Source organism: Mucilaginibacter sp. (genome assembly GCF_039921305.1).
Classification (GTDB): Bacteria; Bacteroidota; Bacteroidia; order Sphingobacteriales; family Sphingobacteriaceae; genus Mucilaginibacter.
The window spans coordinates 96,806-118,412 of the sequence record NZ_JBDSCA010000012.1 but is presented as its reverse complement, the minus strand read 5'-3'; the positions used below and the strand labels follow the sequence as shown (position 1 = coordinate 118,412).

Annotated in this window: 15 protein-coding genes; 8 read left to right on the top strand and 7 right to left on the bottom strand. The window is 42.1% G+C overall.

Annotated elements, in window-relative coordinates:
- Positions 1-264: 264 nt before the first annotated feature.
- Positions 265-2,325 (bottom strand): PAS domain-containing protein, encoded by a 2,061-nt coding sequence (locus ABIN91_RS02495; protein ID WP_348048092.1) that lies wholly within the window; start codon positions 2,323-2,325, stop codon positions 265-267.
- A gap of 422 nt (positions 2,326-2,747) precedes the next feature.
- Positions 2,748-3,284, bottom strand: coding sequence for an adenylate kinase (locus ABIN91_RS02490; RefSeq protein WP_348048090.1), 537 nt, complete (start codon positions 3,282-3,284; stop codon positions 2,748-2,750).
- 247 nt (positions 3,285-3,531) lie between these two features.
- On the opposite strand from ABIN91_RS02490, the gene ABIN91_RS02485 reads away from it, so the two are divergent.
- Positions 3,532-4,713, top strand: a complete 1,182-nt coding sequence (locus ABIN91_RS02485) for an AIR synthase related protein (protein ID WP_348048088.1) — start codon at positions 3,532-3,534, stop codon at positions 4,711-4,713.
- A 5-nt stretch (positions 4,714-4,718) separates the two neighbouring features.
- On the opposite strand, the gene ABIN91_RS02480 is transcribed toward ABIN91_RS02485, so the two are convergent.
- Entirely contained in the window at positions 4,719-5,960 is a 1,242-nt protein-coding gene (locus ABIN91_RS02480) for a sodium:proton antiporter (RefSeq protein WP_348048086.1), read from the bottom strand.
- 87 nt (positions 5,961-6,047) lie between these two features.
- On the opposite strand from ABIN91_RS02480, the gene ABIN91_RS02475 reads away from it, so the two are divergent.
- Positions 6,048-7,886: a UbiD family decarboxylase gene (locus ABIN91_RS02475; protein WP_348048084.1), complete on the top strand. Its 1,839-nt coding sequence runs from the start codon at positions 6,048-6,050 to the stop codon at positions 7,884-7,886.
- 89 nt (positions 7,887-7,975) lie between these two features.
- Here the strand turns inward: ABIN91_RS02475 and ABIN91_RS02470 are convergent, their stop codons facing one another.
- Positions 7,976-11,311, bottom strand: coding sequence for a carboxypeptidase regulatory-like domain-containing protein (locus tag ABIN91_RS02470; RefSeq protein WP_348048083.1), 3,336 nt, complete (start codon positions 11,309-11,311; stop codon positions 7,976-7,978).
- Positions 11,312-11,715: 404 nt separating this feature from the next.
- Between ABIN91_RS02470 and lpdA the strand changes: the two genes are divergently transcribed.
- Entirely contained in the window at positions 11,716-13,110 is a 1,395-nt protein-coding gene (gene lpdA / locus ABIN91_RS02465; protein ID WP_348048081.1) for a dihydrolipoyl dehydrogenase, read from the top strand.
- Positions 13,111-13,241: 131 nt separating this feature from the next.
- Positions 13,242-14,081 carry an MBL fold metallo-hydrolase gene (locus ABIN91_RS02460; RefSeq protein WP_348048079.1) on the top strand — a complete coding sequence of 280 codons (840 nt, stop codon included), beginning with the start codon at positions 13,242-13,244 and terminating at the stop codon, positions 14,079-14,081.
- A 107-nt stretch (positions 14,082-14,188) separates the two neighbouring features.
- On the opposite strand, the gene ABIN91_RS02455 is transcribed toward ABIN91_RS02460, so the two are convergent.
- The gene (locus tag ABIN91_RS02455) at positions 14,189-15,493 is read right to left on the bottom strand and encodes a pitrilysin family protein (protein WP_348048077.1); all 1,305 of its coding nucleotides are present in this window, start codon (positions 15,491-15,493) and stop codon (positions 14,189-14,191) included.
- A 6-nt stretch (positions 15,494-15,499) separates the two neighbouring features.
- A complete protein-coding gene (locus ABIN91_RS02450; protein ID WP_348048075.1) occupies positions 15,500-16,870 on the bottom strand; it encodes a pitrilysin family protein in 1,371 nt (456 codons plus the stop codon).
- Positions 16,871-17,012: 142 nt separating this feature from the next.
- On the opposite strand from ABIN91_RS02450, the gene ABIN91_RS02445 reads away from it, so the two are divergent.
- The 3 genes from ABIN91_RS02445 (at position 17,013) to ABIN91_RS02435 (ending at position 19,147) form a co-directional block, all read left to right on the top strand.
- Positions 17,013-17,846: a sulfite exporter TauE/SafE family protein gene (locus ABIN91_RS02445; RefSeq protein ID WP_348048073.1), complete on the top strand. Its 834-nt coding sequence runs from the start codon at positions 17,013-17,015 to the stop codon at positions 17,844-17,846.
- Positions 17,843-18,232 (top strand): DUF1634 domain-containing protein, encoded by a 390-nt coding sequence (locus tag ABIN91_RS02440; RefSeq protein WP_348048071.1) that lies wholly within the window; start codon positions 17,843-17,845, stop codon positions 18,230-18,232. The genes ABIN91_RS02445 and ABIN91_RS02440 overlap by 4 nt, the downstream gene beginning before the upstream one ends.
- Positions 18,233-18,478: 246 nt before the next feature.
- Positions 18,479-19,147: a hypothetical protein gene (locus ABIN91_RS02435; RefSeq protein WP_348048069.1), complete on the top strand. Its 669-nt coding sequence runs from the start codon at positions 18,479-18,481 to the stop codon at positions 19,145-19,147.
- On the opposite strand, the gene ABIN91_RS02430 is transcribed toward ABIN91_RS02435, so the two are convergent.
- Positions 19,148-19,807: a phosphatase PAP2 family protein gene (locus ABIN91_RS02430; protein WP_348048067.1), complete on the bottom strand. Its 660-nt coding sequence runs from the start codon at positions 19,805-19,807 to the stop codon at positions 19,148-19,150.
- 77 nt (positions 19,808-19,884) lie between these two features.
- Between ABIN91_RS02430 and ABIN91_RS02425 the strand changes: the two genes are divergently transcribed.
- Positions 19,885-21,603 carry an amino acid permease gene (locus ABIN91_RS02425; protein ID WP_348048065.1) on the top strand — a complete coding sequence of 573 codons (1,719 nt, stop codon included), beginning with the start codon at positions 19,885-19,887 and terminating at the stop codon, positions 21,601-21,603.
- Positions 21,604-21,607: the final 4 nt, after the last annotated feature.

Genomic DNA, 21,607 nt, shown 5'->3' with positions numbered 1-21,607 from the left:
TATCATTAAAAATTATAACAAATTAAATGTCTACCTAAGTTTCAATAATTTTTGAAAAACTGCCTATTTCGATCAATTCATCCACAAATTGGTGCGGGTTTTGAACAGTTATCCACCCCTTTTTACGCTACTATAGATAAAAAATCAAACATCTGATAATTAATAAATTAGGTGTTTTACTTCCCTGGTAAAACACCTAAAAGCAATTGTCAACACATTAGCATTAGTGTTTCACACACAATGTACCATTACAAAATGTATAGACTACTCTGCTGGCCTAAACAATGAATTGCGCTTATCCACCAGCGATGAGAAGTCGATATTCAGCGAATTAATTTGTCGCTTCTGTTCATACACTTGGTTTAATTCATTCATAAACTTATCCATTTCCTTAGCTACCGGGTGCAACTGATGGGCTAAATGCAACATTTCTTCAGATTGAAGTTCGCCTTCGCTGATGAGCATGGTAATGCCCAGCATGGAAGAAACGGGTCTGCGCATGACGTGCGAAATGTCAAACAATATCTGCTCGACAGAAGCGATGTAGTCCACCAGGGCAGTAATGTCGCGGGTGGCCCCATACCATATCACCTTGCCCTGCTTGTTTTTTTCAGGAACAGCCTGCAACCAGCGCCACCGAATCATATCATTGACTATAATTCGGTATTGAAAGCTTATCACCGCCTCCGACAGGTACGCTTCTTTCATCTTTTCATGGAAAAGGGTCCGGTCACCTTCATGCCAAACCTCCAGTACTTTATCCGCATCCCGGGAAACCTCCTCCAGATCAGCGGTGTAATTGAAATCCTCCACGCCGCGGTTAACGAAAAGTATGTTGGGTTTGCCGCTTTCTTCTATTTCAAACATATACGTATTACCGGGCACCTGGCTGGTGATCTTTTTGATCAATTGTTCACTTTCCTTGATTTTTTCTTCTGCTTTGATGCGTTCGGAAATATCGGTGTGGGTACCCAGGCTGATATTCGTGATGTTCCCATTTTGGTCGCGCAGTCGCCTGGCACGCGACCAGATCCAAACCCAATCCCCGTTTTGATGCCGCATACGGAAAAAACTTTCATATAATTCCAGGGAGCCCCCTTTTAAAAACTCATCGAAAGCCTTTATCGAACGTTCCCGGTCATCCGGATGGAGTCTATCCATCCAGGTTATTGCCATGGTCTCATCCCAGGCGCCATCCGATCTATCCAGGCCAAGCATGGCAAAATATTGTGCACTGTACCATACCCGGTTAGTATCGAGATCGTATTCCCAAGCGCCGGTATTCGAAACGGTGATAATGGATTTATAGCGTTCCTCACTGGCCCGCAGTTGTTCAAGGGCTTCCTTCTTCTGGGTAATATCCCGGTTGATCGACATATATTGGTACACCTGTCCTTCCTCATTCAAAAACGGAACGATCGTAGTATCTACCCAATACAGGGAGCCATCTTTCGCCTTATTGCAAAATTCCCCCCGATAAGATTTCCCCTCCTGCATGGCGATGCTTAACTCAGTGAAATACTCCGGTGGGTGATAACCCGACCATAGCATACTATGCTGGTTACCTATTAGTTCTTCCCGGCTGTATTTGCTGACCTTACAGAAATTCTCGTTGACAAAAGTGAAGGAGCCGTCCACCGCAGAGATACTCACAATAGAAGAAATATCTAAGGCATACTTATAGTCTTTCAATTCTTTCTCCCTTTCGCTGAGATGATGAACGGTTTGATCCTTCAGGTGTTCCGCGTCTTTCCGCCTGATGATCTCCCGCTGCAAAGTGATCAAACTGCTGCGCAGATGATTAATCGCATAATATTGTAAAACCATGACGGTCCCAAAGGGAATGATGGCGCTGATCCACCGGCTAATCGGATCATGTATAACTACAGGGGCGGGCAAATGACCGGTTACCTCAAGGTAGGCCAGCCCTAAGTCCGCAACTATCGTTAATAAACCAGTCGCCAGCCCACCTCTCCGTCCCAATAAAAATCCGGCGGTGAGTATCACACCTATTTGCGATAAAATTCCCGGTGCAAATATCCCCCCTGCAGAGTAACAGGGAATGGTAATGTATAACCACAGCATAGCGGTAAGCGACCAACTTGCGGTCCGGGTGCGCCCAAAATGATTCAATGTCAAGTTAAAGGCCGCGATAAAAATGGCAATACTCAATAATAGCAGCCACCGTGACCACAATTGGGGGAAATAAAAGAACCCTATTGATACGACTATTCCGGTTACCATCGACCAGATCATGGTCAGTGCATAGACCATATAGCTTTGATAGTTCTTTTCTTTGTCAGGCGGTAGGAATACGTTGTTCATAAAAAGAGACTTAGAATGAATACGGGCATCTGGAGAAAGAGAATCTATCTTGCTTTCAGCTACTCATCAATAAATATACATAAGTCTGTGCTAATTACATTCAGGGATGTGCGCAAGAAAATTAATATCTCTACTATGGACAATATTTTTTGTACTTTAACAACCTTGGGAATCACTTCAAAAACCCCAATTATGCTCTTTTAACAGTCCGTCATATTACTTGATTTTCTTTACAATTCGGCCAATCGCTTCAAATCAGCGATAAATTTTGATGATATTGTACCACTAGGCACCCTTTATGGGGCAAGAGGTTTTCAAACGTCTTTTGCCCCGTTTTTTATCTGCAATATTTATTACCGATACCATAGATAAATTGATTATATAAAGCAGTTCAGATGTTATGCGGCGGCTTTAAATTGATTTTACCCGATCTGTTGAAGAATCAGATCGGTTTTTGTTTGAATAGGGAGGTCTTCCAGAATTTGTAGTACGGGGCAATTAAATTTCTGGATCCAATGCCGATGAACGCTGAGTGTTCGGCCGCTGGCTGTGTCGTTATCGTACCCAGTACACCATGCAATAAATTCATTGTATTGAAGGTTCCGAGCTTGATTACTGAAAATTTCGTTTCCATAACGTTCCAATTCCCTTTCTTTCAAACGTTTGATTCTGATTTCTGCAGGAATATAAAGGAATACAACCAGATCAAAGGCAGAAAGCCAGAAATTATTCCAGTTGGGCAGCGATCCGCCACCAATAACATAGCTATCCAATTTATTGGTGTCACTTTTTACCATGGTATTCCGATGCTGGGGATCACGTCTTATAGTAAATGGCACGGGTGTGTCTTCCCAAAAATAGTTATCACTGTCAAAATATGGAATGTTCAGGTTCATCGCCAAATGTAATCCCTGGGTAGTTGTCCCCGAGCCAGCTGCACCGAAAATATAAATCTTCATTTTTTACTTGAATATTTTAACAGTTGGCAAGCAAGTATTTAAAAACAGCATTTGGAGGCAGATTATTTGTCGTTGTTAAAATTACATTTTATTTTTTGGATGGCCATAGTAGATAAATTTAAAGAGAATTACCCGTTTAGCTAAAAAACGGATTTAGTTACTGATGATCGATTTACACAAGGAGCTTTCAATACAAAATAATCGTTCCCCCTTTAGGGGGTTAGGGGGCTAAACCTTATATTTGCCCATGGTTTCTTCGCAAAGATACGATCAGCGTGGTGTATCCGCATCAAAAGACGATGTGCACCGCGCCATCCAAAAAATAGATAAAGGCATTTTCCCTAAAGCTTTCTGCAAAATCATCCCCGATATTTTAGGTAACGATCCGGAATACTGCAACATTATGCATGCCGACGGTGCCGGTACCAAATCATCCTTAGCTTACACCTACTGGAAAGCAACCGGTGATATTTCAGTATGGCGCGGGATAGCCCAGGATGCCATTATCATGAATCTGGACGATCTGCTTTGCGTTGGCGCGACAGACGGTATTTTATTATCATCAACTATCGGTCGTAATAAAAATCTGATCAATGGCGATGTCATAGCTGCCATCATCAACGGCACCGAAGAAATTTTAGAAGAACTGCGCTCACAAGGCATTGGCATCCACTCAACAGGCGGCGAAACTGCCGACGTTGGCGACCTGGTACGCACCATCATCGTCGATTCAACCGTGACGTGCCGCATGAAACGTGCCGATGTAATATCAAACGACCACATTAAACCCGGCAATGTAATTGTAGGTTTAGCATCATACGGCCAGGCCACTTACGAAACCGAATACAACGGCGGCATGGGCTCAAACGGATTAACATCCGCCCGTCACGATGTATTTAACAAAACCATAGCCAACAGTTACCCCGAAAGCTTTGACCCTGCCGTACCGGCGGATCTGGTATTCTCAGGCTCAAAAAACTTAACGGATCAAATCGATATCGGCAACAACCAAACCGTAACCGCGGGCAAACTGGTACTATCACCAACCCGCACCTACGCGCCGGTAATTAAAGCTATGTTGGATAAATACCGCAGCCAGATGAACGGCATGGTACATTGCAGCGGCGGCGCGCAAACCAAAGTGCTGCACTTTGTAGATAACCTGCACATCATCAAAAACAACCTGTTCCCTACCCCACCGCTATTCAAGTTAATACAGCAAGAATCACAAACCAGTTGGCAAGAAATGTACAAGGTATTCAACATGGGCCACCGCATGGAGCTTTATGTTCCCGAAAGCATCGCTGCCGATCTGATCAAAATATCGCAAAGCTTTGGTATAGATGCGCAGATAATTGGTCGTGTTGAAGCTGCGGATAAAAAGCAGGTGACTATTACATCGGAGTTTGGCGAGTTTGTTTATAATTAATTCGCTCATGCTTTATTCAACAACTTCCGTGTAAACCCGCCAATGGTTAACCCCTGTACTAATATCGAGAATACCACAATGATATAGGTGATCAGTACAAACTCATCCCTGTGCATTTCGGGTGAGAGTGAGAGTGCCAGTGCAACCGACAAGCCGCCCCTTAAACCTCCCCAGGTTAAAATGGCAACAGTGTGCCGTTCAAATTTAATCCTAAATTTCAGGAGCATTATCGGGAAAATTACCGACACCCATCGCGCCAGCAAAACCAACAAAATGCATATACAGCCAATAATAAAAACGGTTGTGTTTATTTTAATGATAAGCATTTCCAGTCCAACCAGTAAAAACAAAATAGCATTTAATATCTCATCAACCAATTCCCAAAACTTACCGAGGTAATCGCGGCTCACGTCCGATAATACCTCGTCTTTAACTTTGTTACCGGTAATAATGCCGGCTACCACCATAGCCAACGGCCCCGATACATGCAGATGGCCGGCAACATAATAACCTCCCATCACAATGGCGAGTGTAATCAAAACCTCTACCTTATAATCATCAATTCCCTTCAAAGCGAAATAGCCAATATAGCCCAGCACAACGCCAAATGCCAATCCACCTACAGCTTCCTGCAGAAACAGTTTGCCAATTCCTACTCCATCAATAGTTGATATACCCGAATGCGCGGCTTCCAATAAAGTAACAAACACCACAACGGCCACACCATCATTAAATAACGATTCGCCTGATATTTTGAGTTCAAGCGATGACGGTATTTTAGCTTGTTTTAAAATCGCCAAAACAGCTATTGGATCGGTTGGCGATATCAAGGCGCCAAAAAGCAAACAATAAATAAGGTCGATCGGCGAATGAAAAAGCTGGAACAAGCCCCAAACCATACCACCAACCAGCGTGGTAGATATCACAATGCCCAGCGTTGATAGCGCCAGCACCGGCCAGGCTTCTTTTTTCAGTTTTGTGGCATCAATATGTATCGCACCGGCAAATAGTAAAAAGCTCAGCATAAAATTCATTAATACATCCCTAAAATCAATAGATGCTGCCAGCCGCATGGCTTTATCCGATAAAAAAGGATGAAATTTGCCCAACACCGCCAATATAATTGACATGCCTAATGATAGCACCATTATGCCGATTGTTGGCGGCCATTTAATAACCCGCAGGTTGATATAGGCGAAAACCGCCGTTAATACGATGGTAATGGTTAATATTTCGCTGACGCTCATGTGCGTTTAAATATCATCAATTAACAGCATTTATTATCATCCTAAGCCGATTTAATTTTAACTTCGGGCGTTTAATATCAACGCCACATGGGTTACAAAAGTTTACAAGCCTGCATTACCGATCTGGAACAACATGGTCATCTCATCCGCATTAAGCAGGAAGTTGATCCCTATCTGGAAATGGCGGCCATCCACCTCCGTGTTTTCGAGAACGAAGGCCCGGCACTGTTATTCGAGAACATTAAAGGCAGTAAATTCCCCGCGGTATCTAACCTTTTCGGGACTTTAGACAGGTCTAAATTCATGTTTCGCGATACACTGGACAAGATCAAAACTTTGGTTGATATTAAAGGCGACCCGATCAAAGCCATCAAGCATCCGTTCCAATATCTAAACGTTGCCGCCACCGCCCTATCGGCCCTGCCTATGAAAACCGGGAAGAATGCACCGATCAATTTTGGCCGCACACAGATTAGCGAGCTTCCGCAGATTGTGAACTGGCCAATGGATGGCGGCCCATTTGTTACCATGCCACAGGTTTATACAGAAGATGCCGATACACCCGGCATCATGAACGCCAACCTTGGTATGTATCGCATCCAGTTAGCTGGTAACGATTATATTCAGAACAAAGAAATAGGATTACATTACCAGTTGCACCGTGGTATAGGCGTACATCAAACTAAAGCCAATGCAAAGGGCCAACCCTTAAAGGTAAGCATCTTTGTAGGCGGCCCACCCTCGCACCCTTTAGCGGCAGTAATGCCCTTACCGGAAGGATTATCCGAAATGACATTCGCCGGAGCATTGGGCAACCGCAGGTTCCGATATTATTATGATGACGAAGGTTTCTGCATCTCTGCTGATGCCGACTTTGTAATAACCGGCACAGTAATGCCACAACAAAACAAACCCGAAGGCCCTTTTGGAGATCACTTGGGTTATTATAGCCTCACTCACCCTTTCCCTTTAATGCAGGTGAACCGGGTATATCACAAAAAGAACCCCATCTGGAGTTTCACCGTAGTGGGCCGTCCGCCACAGGAAGATACCAGCTTTGGCGCCCTTATTCACCAGATCACAGGCTCTGCCATCCCAAAAGAAATTCCCGGACTGCACGAGATTAACGCGGTTGATGCCGCGGGTGTACACCCGCTTTTATTCGCTATTGGCAGCGAACGTTACACGCCATATTTAAGTGGCCGTAAACCGCAGGAGATACTTACTATAGCCAACCACATATTAGGTAGCAACCAATTGAGCCTGGCCAAATACCTGTTCATTTGCGCGCACGAGGATGATCCTTCATTCCATGTTCATGATATAGCCAAATTTATGAAACACATGCTGGAGCGTATCGACTTAACCCGCGATCTGCACTTTTACACCAAAACAACCATCGATACTTTAGATTACAGCGGCAGTGATCTAAATAGCGGCAGTAAAGTGGCAATAGCAGTAGCAGGCGAAGTAAAGCGTGAGCTATGGACGGAGCTACCAGCTATCTTCAGCTTACCACGCCCGTTTCATAATTTCAAAATGGCCCTTCCGGGAATCTTAGCTGTAGAAGCGCCTACCTACATCAGCGAAAGCGAAACCCAAAAACAGGTCGATATTTTAAACGATCACCTAAAAAACGACGATCTAAACAACTTGCCATTAATTATTTTATGCGATGATGCCGGCTTCACCGCTCAAACCATAAACAACCTGGTATGGGTAACCTTTACCCGCAGCAATCCATCGCACGATATATATGGCATTAACAGTTTTACCCAGCATAAACATTGGGGCTGCAAAGGGCCGCTCATTATTGATGCCCGTATAAAACCGCATCATGCGCCGCCGCTGATAAAAGATATTGCTACCGAAGCTAAAGTTGATCAGCTAGGCGCGAAAGGCGGAGTACTGTATGGCATAATTTAATATCAGCCGCGTTTACACTTATCCCAAAACTTACCTCACAAAAAAAGCCTCCCGAAATTTGGGAGGCTTTTATATTGTTATAGTTTGGCTTAGTTAAATATATAACGAACTCCAAACTGAGCTTGCCAACGTGAGAACTGGCTTGAATCGTATTTGTACGAACTGCTAATAGGAACGTTATTAGTAGCATCAAGCAATGGGAAGGTATAAGTAGCTCTACCACCCACAACACCTCTATAATTCAATACTGGTACCGATCCGCTATTACCAAGTATAGCTGTTGAGGCACCGTTAATTGCAGATACTTGAGATAAGCCCCAGTTTTTATCTAAAAAGTTACCTACGTTAATAATGTTAAACTCAAAACGTAACGTGTTTTTGTATTTACCAGATTTAATGAAGATATCTTGGCTAATGTTAAAGTTGTAGTTTTGGAAGTAAGGCAAAATAGCGCCGTTCCTTTCAGCATACTCACCTTTGTGCCTGCTCAAATATGGGTCTTGGTTAATAAAAGCACTTAATTGTGCATATTGCTGAGCTGCGGTACGAGTATCTGCAGCATTTGCAGGTACTAAAACAATGTCGGCAGCAGATGCTGGAATATACATTAAGTCGTTACTAACACCATCAAGGTTTGGATCGCCACTGGTTGTGTAAGATACAGCACCGTTATTAGCGCTCTCCATAGTTATACCAATTGAAGTAGCGAAATTTTTAGCGTACTCTTTACGGTAAGCAATAGAAGCAATGATACGGCTTGGTTGTACAAATGCGCTGTTTGCAAGTACAGCTGTGTTAGGGTCATTAGCTATAAAACGAGTGTTATAGGTTGTGCTTGCTGTTGAACCTGCATCTATAACGGTTTTTGACTGGCTATAAGTATAAGCTACGTTAGCGTACAAACCACTGGTGAAGCTTTTTTGTAACTGAGCAGTAATAAAGTAAGAATATCCCTTGTCAGTGTTCGTCATGTAATATAATCCATTAATACGTGGATTGGTTACTGTAGCTGCTGCTGCGGCGGGAGTTGTATTCGAACTGGTGTATTGTGTAATACCTTCTGGTCCGGCTACTGTTGTGTAAGTGTCAGAAAGCACAAGGTTTTGATATTGGATTGCATTTATATCTTTAGCATAAGCACCTTCCAAAGTTCCAATCATACCGCCTGGTAATTTCTGGTCAATAGCTAAGTTAGTTCTCCATATCTTAGGTAATTTAAGATTTGGATCTGTAATATCTAACTCATAACTGGTGTTAGCTGCAACAGTACCTGTTGGACGATTAGCATCAACATTAGGGTTAAATAACAACTGAGCGTTTTGAGCAGCAGTGTTGCTTGCCGTACCTTTGGTAATTACATAAGAACCAAATAAAACGCCATTATTTGATGCCTGGTTAGATATCCATACAAATGGTACACCACCTGTAAATAAACCACTACCACCACGTAATTGCGTAGATTGATCGCCATTAACATCCCAGTTGAAACCTATACGCGGAGATAATGAAACTCTGCTTGTTGGTAATTTAGCCGGGTCAACATGCATACCTCCCTGGAAAGTAAGAGGCGGAACATTCGGGTTGTCTTGAAGGTTTGTAGGGAATACATTATAATCAGCCCTTAAACCGTAAGTTAATTTTAAGTTATCAGTAACCTGGAATTTATCCTGAACGTAAGCAGCCAAAACCGCTCCTTTTATGCTAGCATACGGAAACGCACCGCCAGGTAAAGCAGAATAACGGAAGCTGTACTGCTGTGCAGGTAAGCCATTTTGAAAATCAGAGAATGAGTTGTATGAATACACACCATTGTACTGGGTAGCAAAACCATTCAGGTAACTTTGTATCTGGTTGTTTGTACCGATGGTGATTTCGTGTTTACCAGCGTAAATGGTGAAATCATCAGAGAATTGCCAGATGTTAGAGCTTAATAAGTTACCTGCTGTAAACTGCTCATAACCAAATGAAGTTGCTACTGCAGTAGGCGTGGTTGTTACTACACCTGTATTGGTAGTTACACCGTTACCTATATCAACCATTGGTATAGCCTGGCCACCTAATGATGCACGGTAATCGCGCAAAGCAGAGTAACCCACTGTAGCCCTGTTTGACATGGTATTGCTCACTTTAGTGTTCAACTCTAAAATACCGATGTTAAAGTTATTGTTGATGCGGTAACCTGCACTTGAGAATGGTAAACTGTTGGTACCGGCAAAACGTGTAGAAGTACCGAAAGCAGTTGATGAACTGCTTGGAGCAGCATCTCTATAAGATTTTAAGTAGAAATACTTAGCACTTAAAGTATTGTTCTTGTTAATGTTCCAGTCTAATTTAGCTGTTAACTTATCACTGTAAGTATCGTAGTTAAAGCTTTCGTAAGCTCCCGGGTCATAAGTATAACCTTTAGATGGGTCTAACAAATAAGTTTTTAATGCATCTAATGACGCAGCTGTAACATTCGATATGTTGTTACCACTTGTACCTCTGTTTGCAACAATGCTGTTAGCCGGCTGGCTTAAACGCTCTTGCTCACCAGATACGAAAATGAATAATTTGTTAGGGATAATTGGGGCACCAATTGATATACCTGTAGTACGATAAGTGAACGGAACAACCGGGATACCTGTAACACCGGCTTGGTAACCTGTTAAGCTTTTGCTACGTGTATAGTTGTAAATAGTACCTTTAACCTCGTTAGTACCCGATTTTACTACTGTATTTACACCGGCACCGGTAAAATTACCCTGACGAACGTCAAAAGGTGCAATATCAACCTGTATCTGGTCGATCGCATCTAACGAAATTGGCTGTGAATTGGTTTGACCGCCTAATGTACCAGACAAACCGAACGAGTTGTTAAACAAAGCTCCGTCAACAGTAATGTTGTTGAAAGTACTTGCCCGGCCACCAAATGATAAACCATTTGCAGAAGGGGTTAGTTTAGTATAATCCTGTAATGAACGGTTAATTGTAGGCAATGCCTCAATTTGAGTACGGGTTACTGTTTCTCTCGCACCTGTACGAGATGAGTTGATAACCTTGCTTGCGCTACTTACAACCTGAATCTCTTTCAGATCGGTTGAATTATCGACTAATTTTACATTTACGGCTTGATCCTGACCAATAGAAAGCGTAACACCTGCTTGTATGTAGTCTTTAAAACCTATAAACGAAATCTTAATTGTATACGGCCCACCTACTCTTAAGTTAGGTAAATTGTAACGGCCATCATTACGGGTTGCAGCTGAATAAACTGTTCCGGTTGGCACATGGGTAACAATAATTGTTGCTCCCGGTAAAGTTGCTCCCTTTGAATCGGCAACAACACCGTGTAATGCTGCCGTAGTAACACCCTGTGCCAGCAAACGTACACTTGCTAACGATGTGGCAACAAACACAAAACATAATAGTAAAAACTTCCTCATACTTGTTTGTTTAGTTAAAAAATGAAAATCAGTAATTGTTGCAAATATAGATAGTAGCAGATTAGCTATTGTTAAGTTAATGTTAACAATAGCTGCATATTTCTCCACATATTTTACAATATGACGAGTTAAACCTTTATTTTATTGAAAAAAAGATAAAGCATTTGCTAAAATGATTCCAAATTCACATTGAACCGAAATGGTTTTTTGGATAAATATTTCAAATTAGCGCCATTTACACAATATTATTCTGTTAAAACCCAAAAACAATAAATATCCCCCTATAAAAATTAAAATCAGATTAAAATTTGAGCGAATAAATTACATCGCTATCATAATCGGGGGTTTTTCATATCCGTGTTTTTATTTAGCTTTGGCCTAAATTGCAAAAACGATAGAATAATATGAATTATGATCTGATTGTTATCGGTAGTGGCCCAGGAGGCTATGTTGCCGCAATAAGAGCATCCCAATTGGGTTTAAAAACCGCCATTATTGAAAAAGAATCTTTGGGCGGCATTTGTTTAAACTGGGGCTGTATCCCAACAAAGGCATTGTTAAAAAGTGCGCAGGTTTTTGAATATGTAAACCACGCTGCCGATTATGGTATCCGCATCCCAACCGCCGGTATAGTTGATTTTGATTCGGTTATCCGCCGCAGCCGTGGCGTTGCCGATGGCATGAGCAAAGGCGTTCAGTTTTTGATGAAGAAGAACAAGATCGACGTGATCATGGGCTTCGGTAAATTAAAGGGAAAAGGTGCAGTTACAGTTAAACTGAATGATGGTACCGATGTTGAACATACAGCTAAACACATTATAGTTGCCACAGGTGGCCGCTCACGCGAATTACCTAACTTAAAACAAGATGGTAAAAAGGTTATAGGTTACCGCCAGGCTATGGTGCTGCCCGAAAAACCCGAATCAATGATTGTTGTAGGGTCAGGGGCTATAGGTATCGAGTTTGCTTACTTCTACAATTCAATAGGTACCAAAGTTACCGTGGTTGAGTTTTTAGATAACGTTGTGCCGTTAGAAGACGAAGACGTTTCAAAACAATTGGCTCGTAGCTTAAAGAAACAAGGTATCAACATCATGACCAGTTCTGTTGTTGAGTCGGTTGATACATCTGGTCCGGGCTGTAAGGTTAGCGTTAAAGCGCCAAATGGCGATATTTTAGTATTGGAGTGCGAAGTAGTATTATCTGCCGTAGGTATTTCTACCAACCTGGAGGGCATTGGTTTGGAAGAAGCCGGTGTTAAAACCGATAAAGGCAAAGTATTAGTTGATGATTATTACAAAACTAATGTTGATGGCATTTACGCCATAGGCGATATTGTAAAAGGCCAGGCATTAGCTCACGTAGCATCTGCCGAAGGTATCACTTGCGTTGAAAAGATCGCCGGTCATCACCCAGAGCCTATCAACTATAACAATATTCCGGGTTGTACTTATTGCTCACCCGAAGTTGCATCGGTAGGTTATACCGAAAAAGCGGCTAAAGAAGCTGGTTACGAAATTAAAGTAGGTAAGTTCCCATTCTCAGCATCAGGTAAAGCAAGTGCTGCCGGTGCTAAAGATGGTTTTGTTAAAGTGATATTCGATGCTAAATATGGCGAGTTCTTAGGCGCTCACATGATAGGCATGAACGTTACCGAAATGATTGCCGAAGTAGTAACCGCCCGCAAGTTGGAAGCAACCGGTATGGAGATCATCAAATCGATACACCCGCACCCAACCATGAGCGAAGCCGTAATGGAAGCCGCCGCTGATGCGTACGGCGAGGTGATACACTTATAGCCCCCCAGCCCCCTAAAGGGGGAGCGAAGGAGCTAATTCAAATAATTTAGAACCCAGTATATTTAATTATAAGCTGGGTTCTTTAGTTTAAACATTAATTTAATTCCCCCTTTAGGGGGTTAGGGGGCTCTATGAAACTCTACAGCATCGAAACCGGCTTTTTTAAATTAGATGGTGGCGCCATGTTTGGTGTGGTACCAAAATCATTATGGCAAAAAACAAACCCGGCCGATGATAAAAACCTGTGCACATGGGCCATGCGTTGCCTGTTGATACAGGATGAGGACCGCCTGATATTGGTTGATAACGGCATAGGCGATAAGCAGGACGAAAAGTTTTTGAGCCATTACCATTTACATGGTGATGATACCCTCCAATCATCATTAGCCAAATACGGCTTTACCAGTGATGATATTACCGATGTATTTTTAACTCACCTCCATTTTGACCATTGCGGCGGCTCTATCATCCGCGAAGGCGATAAACTGGTTCCGGCATTTAAAAACGCTACTTACTGGAGTAATGAGCAACACTGGAACTGGGCTGTATATCCTAACGAACGCGAAAAAGCATCCTTTTTAAAAGAGAACATTTTACCCATTCAAGAGAGCGGCAAACTCAAATTTATTGAGGTTAACGATGGCGTTCAATTCACCCCAAATATTGTAGTGCGCTTTGCCTACGGCCATACCGATGCCATGATGCTTCCGCAGATCTATTATAAGGATAAGACTATCCTTTACATGGCCGATCTGTTACCATCGGTTGGTCATCTGCCCATCCCCTATGTTATGGCTTATGATATGTTCCCCCTCAAAACCATGAGTGAACGCAAGGCCATATTTGGCGAAGCAGTTGAAAAGAACTTCTTCCTGTTTTTAGAGCATGATCCGGTTAACGAATGCTGCACGCTGCAACAAACAGAAAAAGGTATAAGGGTTAAGGATACGTTTAAATTATCGGAGGTATAAAATTTAACCACAGAGTACGCTGAGATCTTCACAGAGCACACAGAGACTTGCAAATCTCAGTGCTCTCTGTGTTTTGCCACTCTGTGCCCTCTGTGGTAAATAAAAATCTACCTCACCATTAACCTAAAAGCCTCTTCCGCCTGTTTGGCTGCTTCAACATCACCTAAATAGGCCCATCTTACGCCAACAGCATATTTCCTGATGGCCTGGGTGATCTGATCGGATGTTACCTGATCAAGCCTAGCCGGTAAGTTCTCAAAATAATTCCAGCCACCCATAACTTCGGCCACACCCAAATTACCCGTAATGGCCGACGAGCTTTGCAGTTTCATATAATTAGATGTTATAAAGCTGCTCTTTATTTGCTCAACCCCTTTTTTATTGATATTTAATCCTTTGATACGATTAAGCTCGCTAACCATCAGTGTAACCGCCTCGTTAACACTGGTAGTGCTAACACTCATTGTAGCATAAGGCATCAGCAAATTAGTAGTTGATGCATCCGGATCGTAAGATAAGTTATGCTGGGTACGCAACACCGAAAACAAAGTACCGCTAAATGCCGATATCCCTAATTTAAAAGGTATATAATCGGCACTGGTCATTACCGGGGCATTTAAAATACCGGCAATATAATTGGTTGCCAGGCTCCTGCCTTCAATAAGGGTATGATTATCGTTCCAGATAGGCGCCGTTAAAACCACAGGTTGATATGGGCTTGCAGGTATGGCGCTAAATGCAGCCTTCACCTTTTCGGCTATCTCTTTTTGGGTTAACTTGCCGGCAATCACAATAAACATCTTGTTTTTGTTCAGCATGGTGCTGTAATAACTTTTCAGGTCGGCAGGTGTAAAGCTGTTAATACTTTCTTCGGTACCATCCGGATCGGTAGCATAAACAGTTCCCGCGAAGGCATTTTTCAATAACAATTGTTGCACATGATTATCCGGACTTGACTCCGACTGCTTAACCGCCGATGCAAACGTATTTTTAAGCAATTGCACTTCGTTAGGGTCAAATATGGGGTTGTTAATGGCCTCGGCAAGTAGCTCCCAACCTTTATCAAAATACTTTGATATACAGCTCATTTCAATATCGCTAAAATCGTATTCGGCGGCGGCGCCAAAGTCAATATTGTAATAATCGGCAATATCTTTAAAATCGTTAGCGGCATGTTTGGTAGTGCCACATTGTAGCAGGGAGCCCAATGTCATGCGTTCTATACCAGCCTGTTTAGCCGGGTAATTATTAACCCCACCTCTGAAGTAAACCCGCACGCTTACCATGTTTTTTACCGTAGGTTTAAATATTACCTTAATGCCATTCACATCAAACGATGTGGTTGGCGCTTGCGCAAACAATGTAACTATACAGGTAACCGAAAATATAATGGTTAAAAAAATGCGTTTCATAATTGCTTATTGTTGGGCAGTAAAAAATTGTTCGGGTTTCATTGAGGCTCGCATGGCTGGTGTAACCATCAAACCCGCGCAGTAAGGTTTGCCTTTAATATATTTATCTACATACCGCTTTAAATCGGCCCGGGTTACCTTTTTCAAATTATCGTTATAAGTGGTAAAATAATCAACAGAAGCAGATGCCCACCAAAACGATAGCACCTGCACAAAATCCGAAGTTACCTCCTGCTCTTGTTGCTGCTTGATCTCCAACTTGCGCTTGGCTGTTTCTATCTGATCGTCGGTAACATAATCCGGACTGTCAAACAATGCTATTTGCCTTTTAACCTCGGCCATACATTCTTTTACTTTATCAGGATTTGGTATCACGATAAGCGATATAGGGCCAACATGCTGTAAGGTTAAATAGCCGATATTAACTTGTAAGGCCAGGCCCGATTGTGTTAAGGCTTTGGTTAGTTTAGATGCGTTTTGATTTAAGATGAACGAAAAAACATCGGCCGCGTAGGTTGCCGGGATATCTGTACGGGTATCTGGCCCCAGCCAGTTGATATCAATAATAGGCACCCTGGTGATATTCGATTCTACAATAAAATAATCTGTTTTTGTAAGCGGCTTGAACTCCGGCAGGGGCCATTTTTTAAAAGGATCAAATGGTGATGGCTCCCAGTTGCCATAAATATTTTCGGCTTGCCTGAAAACGTCGTCGTGCTTCACATCCCCGGCAACGGTTAACAACGAATTATTAGGATAGTAGTACTTATTTTTGATAGAATCCATCATAGCCGGTGTAGCCGAACGAATCACATTGTGGTTCCCGATCACATTTTTCCGGCTATACAGATCGCCCCACAAATGGTGCGACATGGCATCGTTCAAAGCATAAAACGGACTTGATTCGTTCCGTTGAAACTCACCATCAACCACAATGTTTTCCCGCTGCATCTCAGCCGCATCAAACTTAGGGAACCGTATGGCCGAATTCATAAACCTCAAGCCATCCTTCAAATTCTTTTTCGGTAAGGTGAAATAGTACTTTACATTTTCTTCGGTGGTATTACCATTAAACTCCATACCCAGGTTGGTAACCCTATCCATAAAAGCTTCCTGACTTGGGTAATCTTTATTGGCCTTAAAAAACATATGCTCGTACAGGTGGCTCAAACCGTTAAACTCCGGCGTTTCTGTATACGATCCATTTTTGCAGGTAATTACAATAGTGGCCAGCGGCACGCTGTTATCCTCAACCACCAAAACATCGAGCCCGTTGGCCAGCTTTTTAAAAAATATATTTTCGGGGAGCTTATTTTGAGCATATAACGTATTCAATACCAGGCAAAAGCAAACTAAGGCATACAATTTTTTGATCATATCAGGTAAATATCTATTGGCTAAATATATAAAAACGGTAATATAAATAGACTATTATCCATTGTAATAAAACTGTTCTAAATTGGCTTATGGCAAACTATTGCTCTAAATTAATTGCTATTTTAGCCAATATTCCTGTTATATGTCAGTACTACTGTTAACCCTCATTATCCTCATCGGCGCGTATGTTGCTGGTTTGGTTGGGTCGTTAACGGGCTTAGGCGGTGGTGTTGTTATCATCCCGCTACTTACTATTCTGCTTCATATTGACATTCATTATGCCATTGGCGCGTCGCTGGTATCGGTAATAGCAACATCGTCAGGTTCGGCGGCAGCCTATGTTAAAGAGGGCATTACCAATATGCGTTTAGGCATGTTTTTAGAAATAGCCACCACAAGTGGTGCCATAGCGGGCGCAATTATTGCTAAATTTTTACCCGTTAATTATATAGCCATACTATTTGGCCTGGTGTTGATCTTTTCGGCGCTTATGTCGCTTCGTAAAAAAGTAGAACGTATTCAATTGCATAAAAGCGCCCTTGCACAAAAACTAAAGCTCAACAGCAGTTATCCATCGGGTGACCAAACTATTGAATATGGCGTAAATAACGTAGGTGGCGGTTTTTTAATGATGGCTTTCGCCGGAATTATGTCGGGCTTGTTGGGTATTGGCTCCGGAGCGTTAAAGGTTATAGCGATGGATGGTGTAATGGGAATCCCGTTCAAGGTATCAACCACTACCAGTAACTTTATGATAGGTGTTACAGCCGCGGCCAGCGCGGTGGTTTACCTGCAACGCGGTTATATTGACCCGGGTTTAGCTATGCCTGTAGTTATAGGTGTTTTATTAGGCGCCTTTACGGGATCAAAAATTTTGGTTCATTCACAATCCAATAAGTTACGTTACTTTTTCGCTATCATAGTTGCCTTTTTAGCGGTTCAAATGATTTACAAAGGCATAACCGGCGGCTTATGAAAAACACAAAGCGCATAACTGATAAAGATATTGAACAACTACTCGGTTCGGTATTGCGCTGGGGTGTGCTGTTATCTATGGTAGTGGTAATTTGGGGCGGCACAGTTTACCTGTACCGCCACGGCCATGATGTAAGCGACTATGCCACCTTCAAAACCCAGCCTAATTTTACCATACAACTCAAAGCCATCATCGGCGGTATATTTGACCTCAGAGGGCGGGCTATTATACAATTCGGCATCATCCTGCTTATTGCTACGCCCATAGCCCGGGTGTTATTATCTGCCATTAGCTTCGCCGCCGAAAAGGATTATCTGTACGTTGGCATAGCCGTAATTGTGCTATCCGTTATCACTATAAGTATGCTTGGCGGCTTTGGTGGATAAGTTTTTAAGTTGTCGTATCAAATCATTTACACCCTTTTATCCTACTAAATAAACTACTGATTATTAATATCTTAATAATTAAAAACGCGTTTATTAAAGGCTATTTTTGACCCTTACCTCATCTTTTAATGACACTTTTAACACTTTTTTAACAGACTATGGCATCATTAATGTAACTATCCCTGCATTGGCAACCTAAACTTTATAATGCCAACACAATTCATTTTAAAACTAAAATTGAAGAAAATGAAGAAGCTGATGATATTTTTAAGCATGATTATGCTGGTAGACCGAACGTACGCCCAAAAGAAATACTATCTTGATCCGGTAGCTATAGATAACTCTGTAACCGTATCACTACCTAAGGAATTTACTAAAACCAATGTTAACGGACAGGAAAGTTTTGCAGCAAACGGCCAATACGGAACCATGTTCGTTATCCGTTCAATGAACCCGGCCACCGCTAAGGATGTAAAAAATGCCGATGGCTTAGATAAGGTTTTTAAAGAATATGTTAAAAAGGTACAAAACTCATCGGGTAAGGGTGTGATACTTGAGGACCATGATGTTACTATGGGGAAACTTACCGCCCGAGATTTTACTTTGCAAACTGATACCGGTAGTGGTGTACAATCCCGTCATTTCCGTTTGATCTACACTAAAAACATCACTTATACTTTTGAGTATTTATATGATGATGTAAGTAAAGACATTGCCGCCGGAGAAATGAACGCGTTTTTTAGTTCAATTAAAACCGATGCGGATATGGATCATACCGATCAATACGTGGTTAGTACACAAAGCGATCATTCGATATTTACCAAGATCATCTTCTTCGGTTTGATACCCTTAGCGTTGATCATTGGGATAGTTATCTACTTCAAAAGAAGAGATGACACCATGACCCTGACTTAATCAGCGGGTTTTAATTAAGCCCATGCTCCATTTAGGTGAACCCAGAAAAACTTTATTGTCTATCCAGGTGATCCAGAAAACGGTTATAAATACACCAATTGCGGAGCCTCCAACAACATCCTCAAAAAAATGTTCGCTGAGGTACATGCGCGAGTAGCCTACCAAAACCGCCATAATAAAGAATAATAACCCCCAGGCCTTTCTGGGGGTTATGTATGTTAATACCACGGCAGCAGTAAATGCCGAGGTTGTATGCCCCGATGGAAAACTCATTGTTTCCAGCATCTCCACCCCTTTTATTAAATATATTTTGCTGTACTGTGCCTTAAAAAATATAACCGGGCGCTGTGTGGCAACAATATGTTTCATTACCTGCGCGATAATGGATGTGAGGATAAAACTTGTTCCTAATAAAAAGCCTTTGCGATAACTGTATAATAGTAACCCCAACGTAATGGCTACACAAACGCCGCCATCGCCCATGTTTGTCCACAATGCAAAAAATGTATCACCATAGGCAAAATGCCAGCTATTAAAGTTGAAATAGATTTGTTCTTTAGTAAAAACCGCGGCAATAATTAAGCAAGCAGCCAAAACGATAAGGTATGGAATAAACAAAAAATTGATCTGTTTTAAAACATCGGTAATACTCCTTTTCATGGGCGCAAGTTAAATAGATAAGCTTATTTATTCAATGCAAAAAAAACGTTATGTTTGGATTTAGCTTAATTTTAAATATGTCGGGCAATATATTTCGTAAAAAGTCGGTAGCAAGAATTTTGTCCGATGTAGCAAGCGGTTTCAGCGATGTTGAAAGCGGCTCGGCATCCCATTTAAAAAAAGAACTCAACGTTAAAGACCTAACCCTGATGGGGATAGCCGCCGTTGTTGGCGCAGGCATATTTTCAACCATAGGCACAGCAGCCTTTAATGGTGGTCCGGGTGTATCTATCTTATTTGTACTAACAGCAATTACCTGCGGATTTTCGGCCCTTTGCTATGCCGAATTCGCTTCACGTATACCTGTATCCGGCAGTGCCTATACCTATGCCTATGCCTCATTTGGTGAACTGATCGCCTGGATCATCGGTTGGGATCTACTAATGGAATACGCCATTGGCAACATTGCCGTAGCCATATCATGGAGCGAATATTTTGTAAACCTGCTCGAAGGTTTCCATATCCACTTTCCACCCTATTTAACTATGGATTACGTATCTGCTTATCGCGCCAAAGCAACCATTGCCGAATTAACCGCGAGCGGCCACATAGCAGACATTACCGACAGGCTGAAAACAGAAGCCGTGGCTTGGGCCGATGCACCGGGTATTGGTAATTTAAAACTCATAGCCAATATACCTGCCTTAGCCATTGTATTTGCCATTACTTATTTGGTTTATATTGGTATCCGCGAAACTAAAAAAGCTACCAATGCTATGGTGATATTAAAAGTTGCCGTGGTTATCTTTGTAATAGTAGCAGGTTTCTTTTACGTATCCCCAGCCAACTGGCATCCCTTTTTACCTAATGGTTTTGGTGGTGTGATGAAAGGTGTTTCGGGCGTATTCTTCGCCTACATTGGTTTTGATGCGATATCGACCACTGCCGAAGAATGTGAAAATCCGCAGCGCGATCTGCCCCGTGGGATGATCTATTCACTCATTATATGTACCGTTCTGTACATCCTGATAGCCCTGGTATTAACCGGCATGGTAAATTATAAAGACCTGCAAGTTGGCGATCCGTTGGCGTTTGTTTTCAAAAAAGTTGGATTAGAAAACATCAGCTATATTATTTCTATCAGCGCGGTTATTGCTACGGCAAGTGTGCTATTGATCTTCCAACTGGGCCAGCCCCGCATCTGGATGAGTATGAGCCGTGATGGCTTATTGCCAAAAGCTTTTTCACGGATTCATCCTAAATACAACACACCATCATTCGCAACCATTGTAACAGGCTTTGTAGTTGCTATACCGGCCCTGTTTATGAATTTAACCGAAGTTACCGACCTAACCAGCATTGGCACCCTATTCGCCTTTGTTTTGGTTTGCGGTGGCGTATTATTATTACCCCGCGAAGAAGCACAAAAAGGTCGTTTTCACCTACCCTACTTCAACTCTAAATTTATTGCTCCCGTTATATTCTTATTAGGTTGTGTGTTATTTTATAAAAACTTTATGGGCCTGTTTGACTACAGCGGCGGCTGGGATGTTTATAAAGACAAGCTCCCTTACTTTGTGTTTGTAGTACTGGCGGCAGCATTAACGATAGCTGCTTTTGTAAAAAATCTATCCTTAATACCGGTAATGGGCTTGTTAAGCTGTCTTTACCTAATGACTGAATTAGGTTATACCAATTGGCTACGCTTTTTAATATGGCTGGTTATTGGCCTGGTTATTTACTTTACTTACGGGCATAAGAACAGTGTGCTTGCTAAAGAAGAAGCCGCCGCTTAACACT

Excerpts from the sequence above, each read along its gene's own strand:
- ABIN91_RS02425 (WP_348048065.1), top strand. The coding sequence starts at position 19,885 with ATGTCGGGCAATATATTTCGTAAAAAGTCGGTAGCAAGAATTTTGTCC.
- ABIN91_RS02490 (WP_348048090.1), bottom strand. The coding sequence starts at position 3,284 with ATGAAGATTTATATTTTCGGTGCAGCTGGCTCGGGGACAACTACCCAG.
- ABIN91_RS02435 (WP_348048069.1), top strand. The coding sequence starts at position 18,479 with ATGAAGAAGCTGATGATATTTTTAAGCATGATTATGCTGGTAGACCGA.
- ABIN91_RS02480 (WP_348048086.1), bottom strand. The coding sequence starts at position 5,960 with ATGAGCGTCAGCGAAATATTAACCATTACCATCGTATTAACGGCGGTT.
- ABIN91_RS02475 (WP_348048084.1), top strand. The coding sequence starts at position 6,048 with ATGGGTTACAAAAGTTTACAAGCCTGCATTACCGATCTGGAACAACAT.
- ABIN91_RS02440 (WP_348048071.1), top strand. The coding sequence starts at position 17,843 with ATGAAAAACACAAAGCGCATAACTGATAAAGATATTGAACAACTACTC.
- ABIN91_RS02470 (WP_348048083.1), bottom strand. The coding sequence starts at position 11,311 with ATGAGGAAGTTTTTACTATTATGTTTTGTGTTTGTTGCCACATCGTTA.
- ABIN91_RS02455 (WP_348048077.1), bottom strand. The coding sequence starts at position 15,493 with ATGAAACGCATTTTTTTAACCATTATATTTTCGGTTACCTGTATAGTT.
- ABIN91_RS02430 (WP_348048067.1), bottom strand. The coding sequence starts at position 19,807 with ATGAAAAGGAGTATTACCGATGTTTTAAAACAGATCAATTTTTTGTTT.
- ABIN91_RS02445 (WP_348048073.1), top strand. The coding sequence starts at position 17,013 with ATGTCAGTACTACTGTTAACCCTCATTATCCTCATCGGCGCGTATGTT.
- lpdA (WP_348048081.1), top strand. The coding sequence starts at position 11,716 with ATGAATTATGATCTGATTGTTATCGGTAGTGGCCCAGGAGGCTATGTT.
- ABIN91_RS02450 (WP_348048075.1), bottom strand. The coding sequence starts at position 16,870 with ATGATCAAAAAATTGTATGCCTTAGTTTGCTTTTGCCTGGTATTGAAT.
- ABIN91_RS02495 (WP_348048092.1), bottom strand. The coding sequence starts at position 2,325 with ATGAACAACGTATTCCTACCGCCTGACAAAGAAAAGAACTATCAAAGC.
- ABIN91_RS02460 (WP_348048079.1), top strand. The coding sequence starts at position 13,242 with ATGAAACTCTACAGCATCGAAACCGGCTTTTTTAAATTAGATGGTGGC.
- ABIN91_RS02485 (WP_348048088.1), top strand. The coding sequence starts at position 3,532 with ATGGTTTCTTCGCAAAGATACGATCAGCGTGGTGTATCCGCATCAAAA.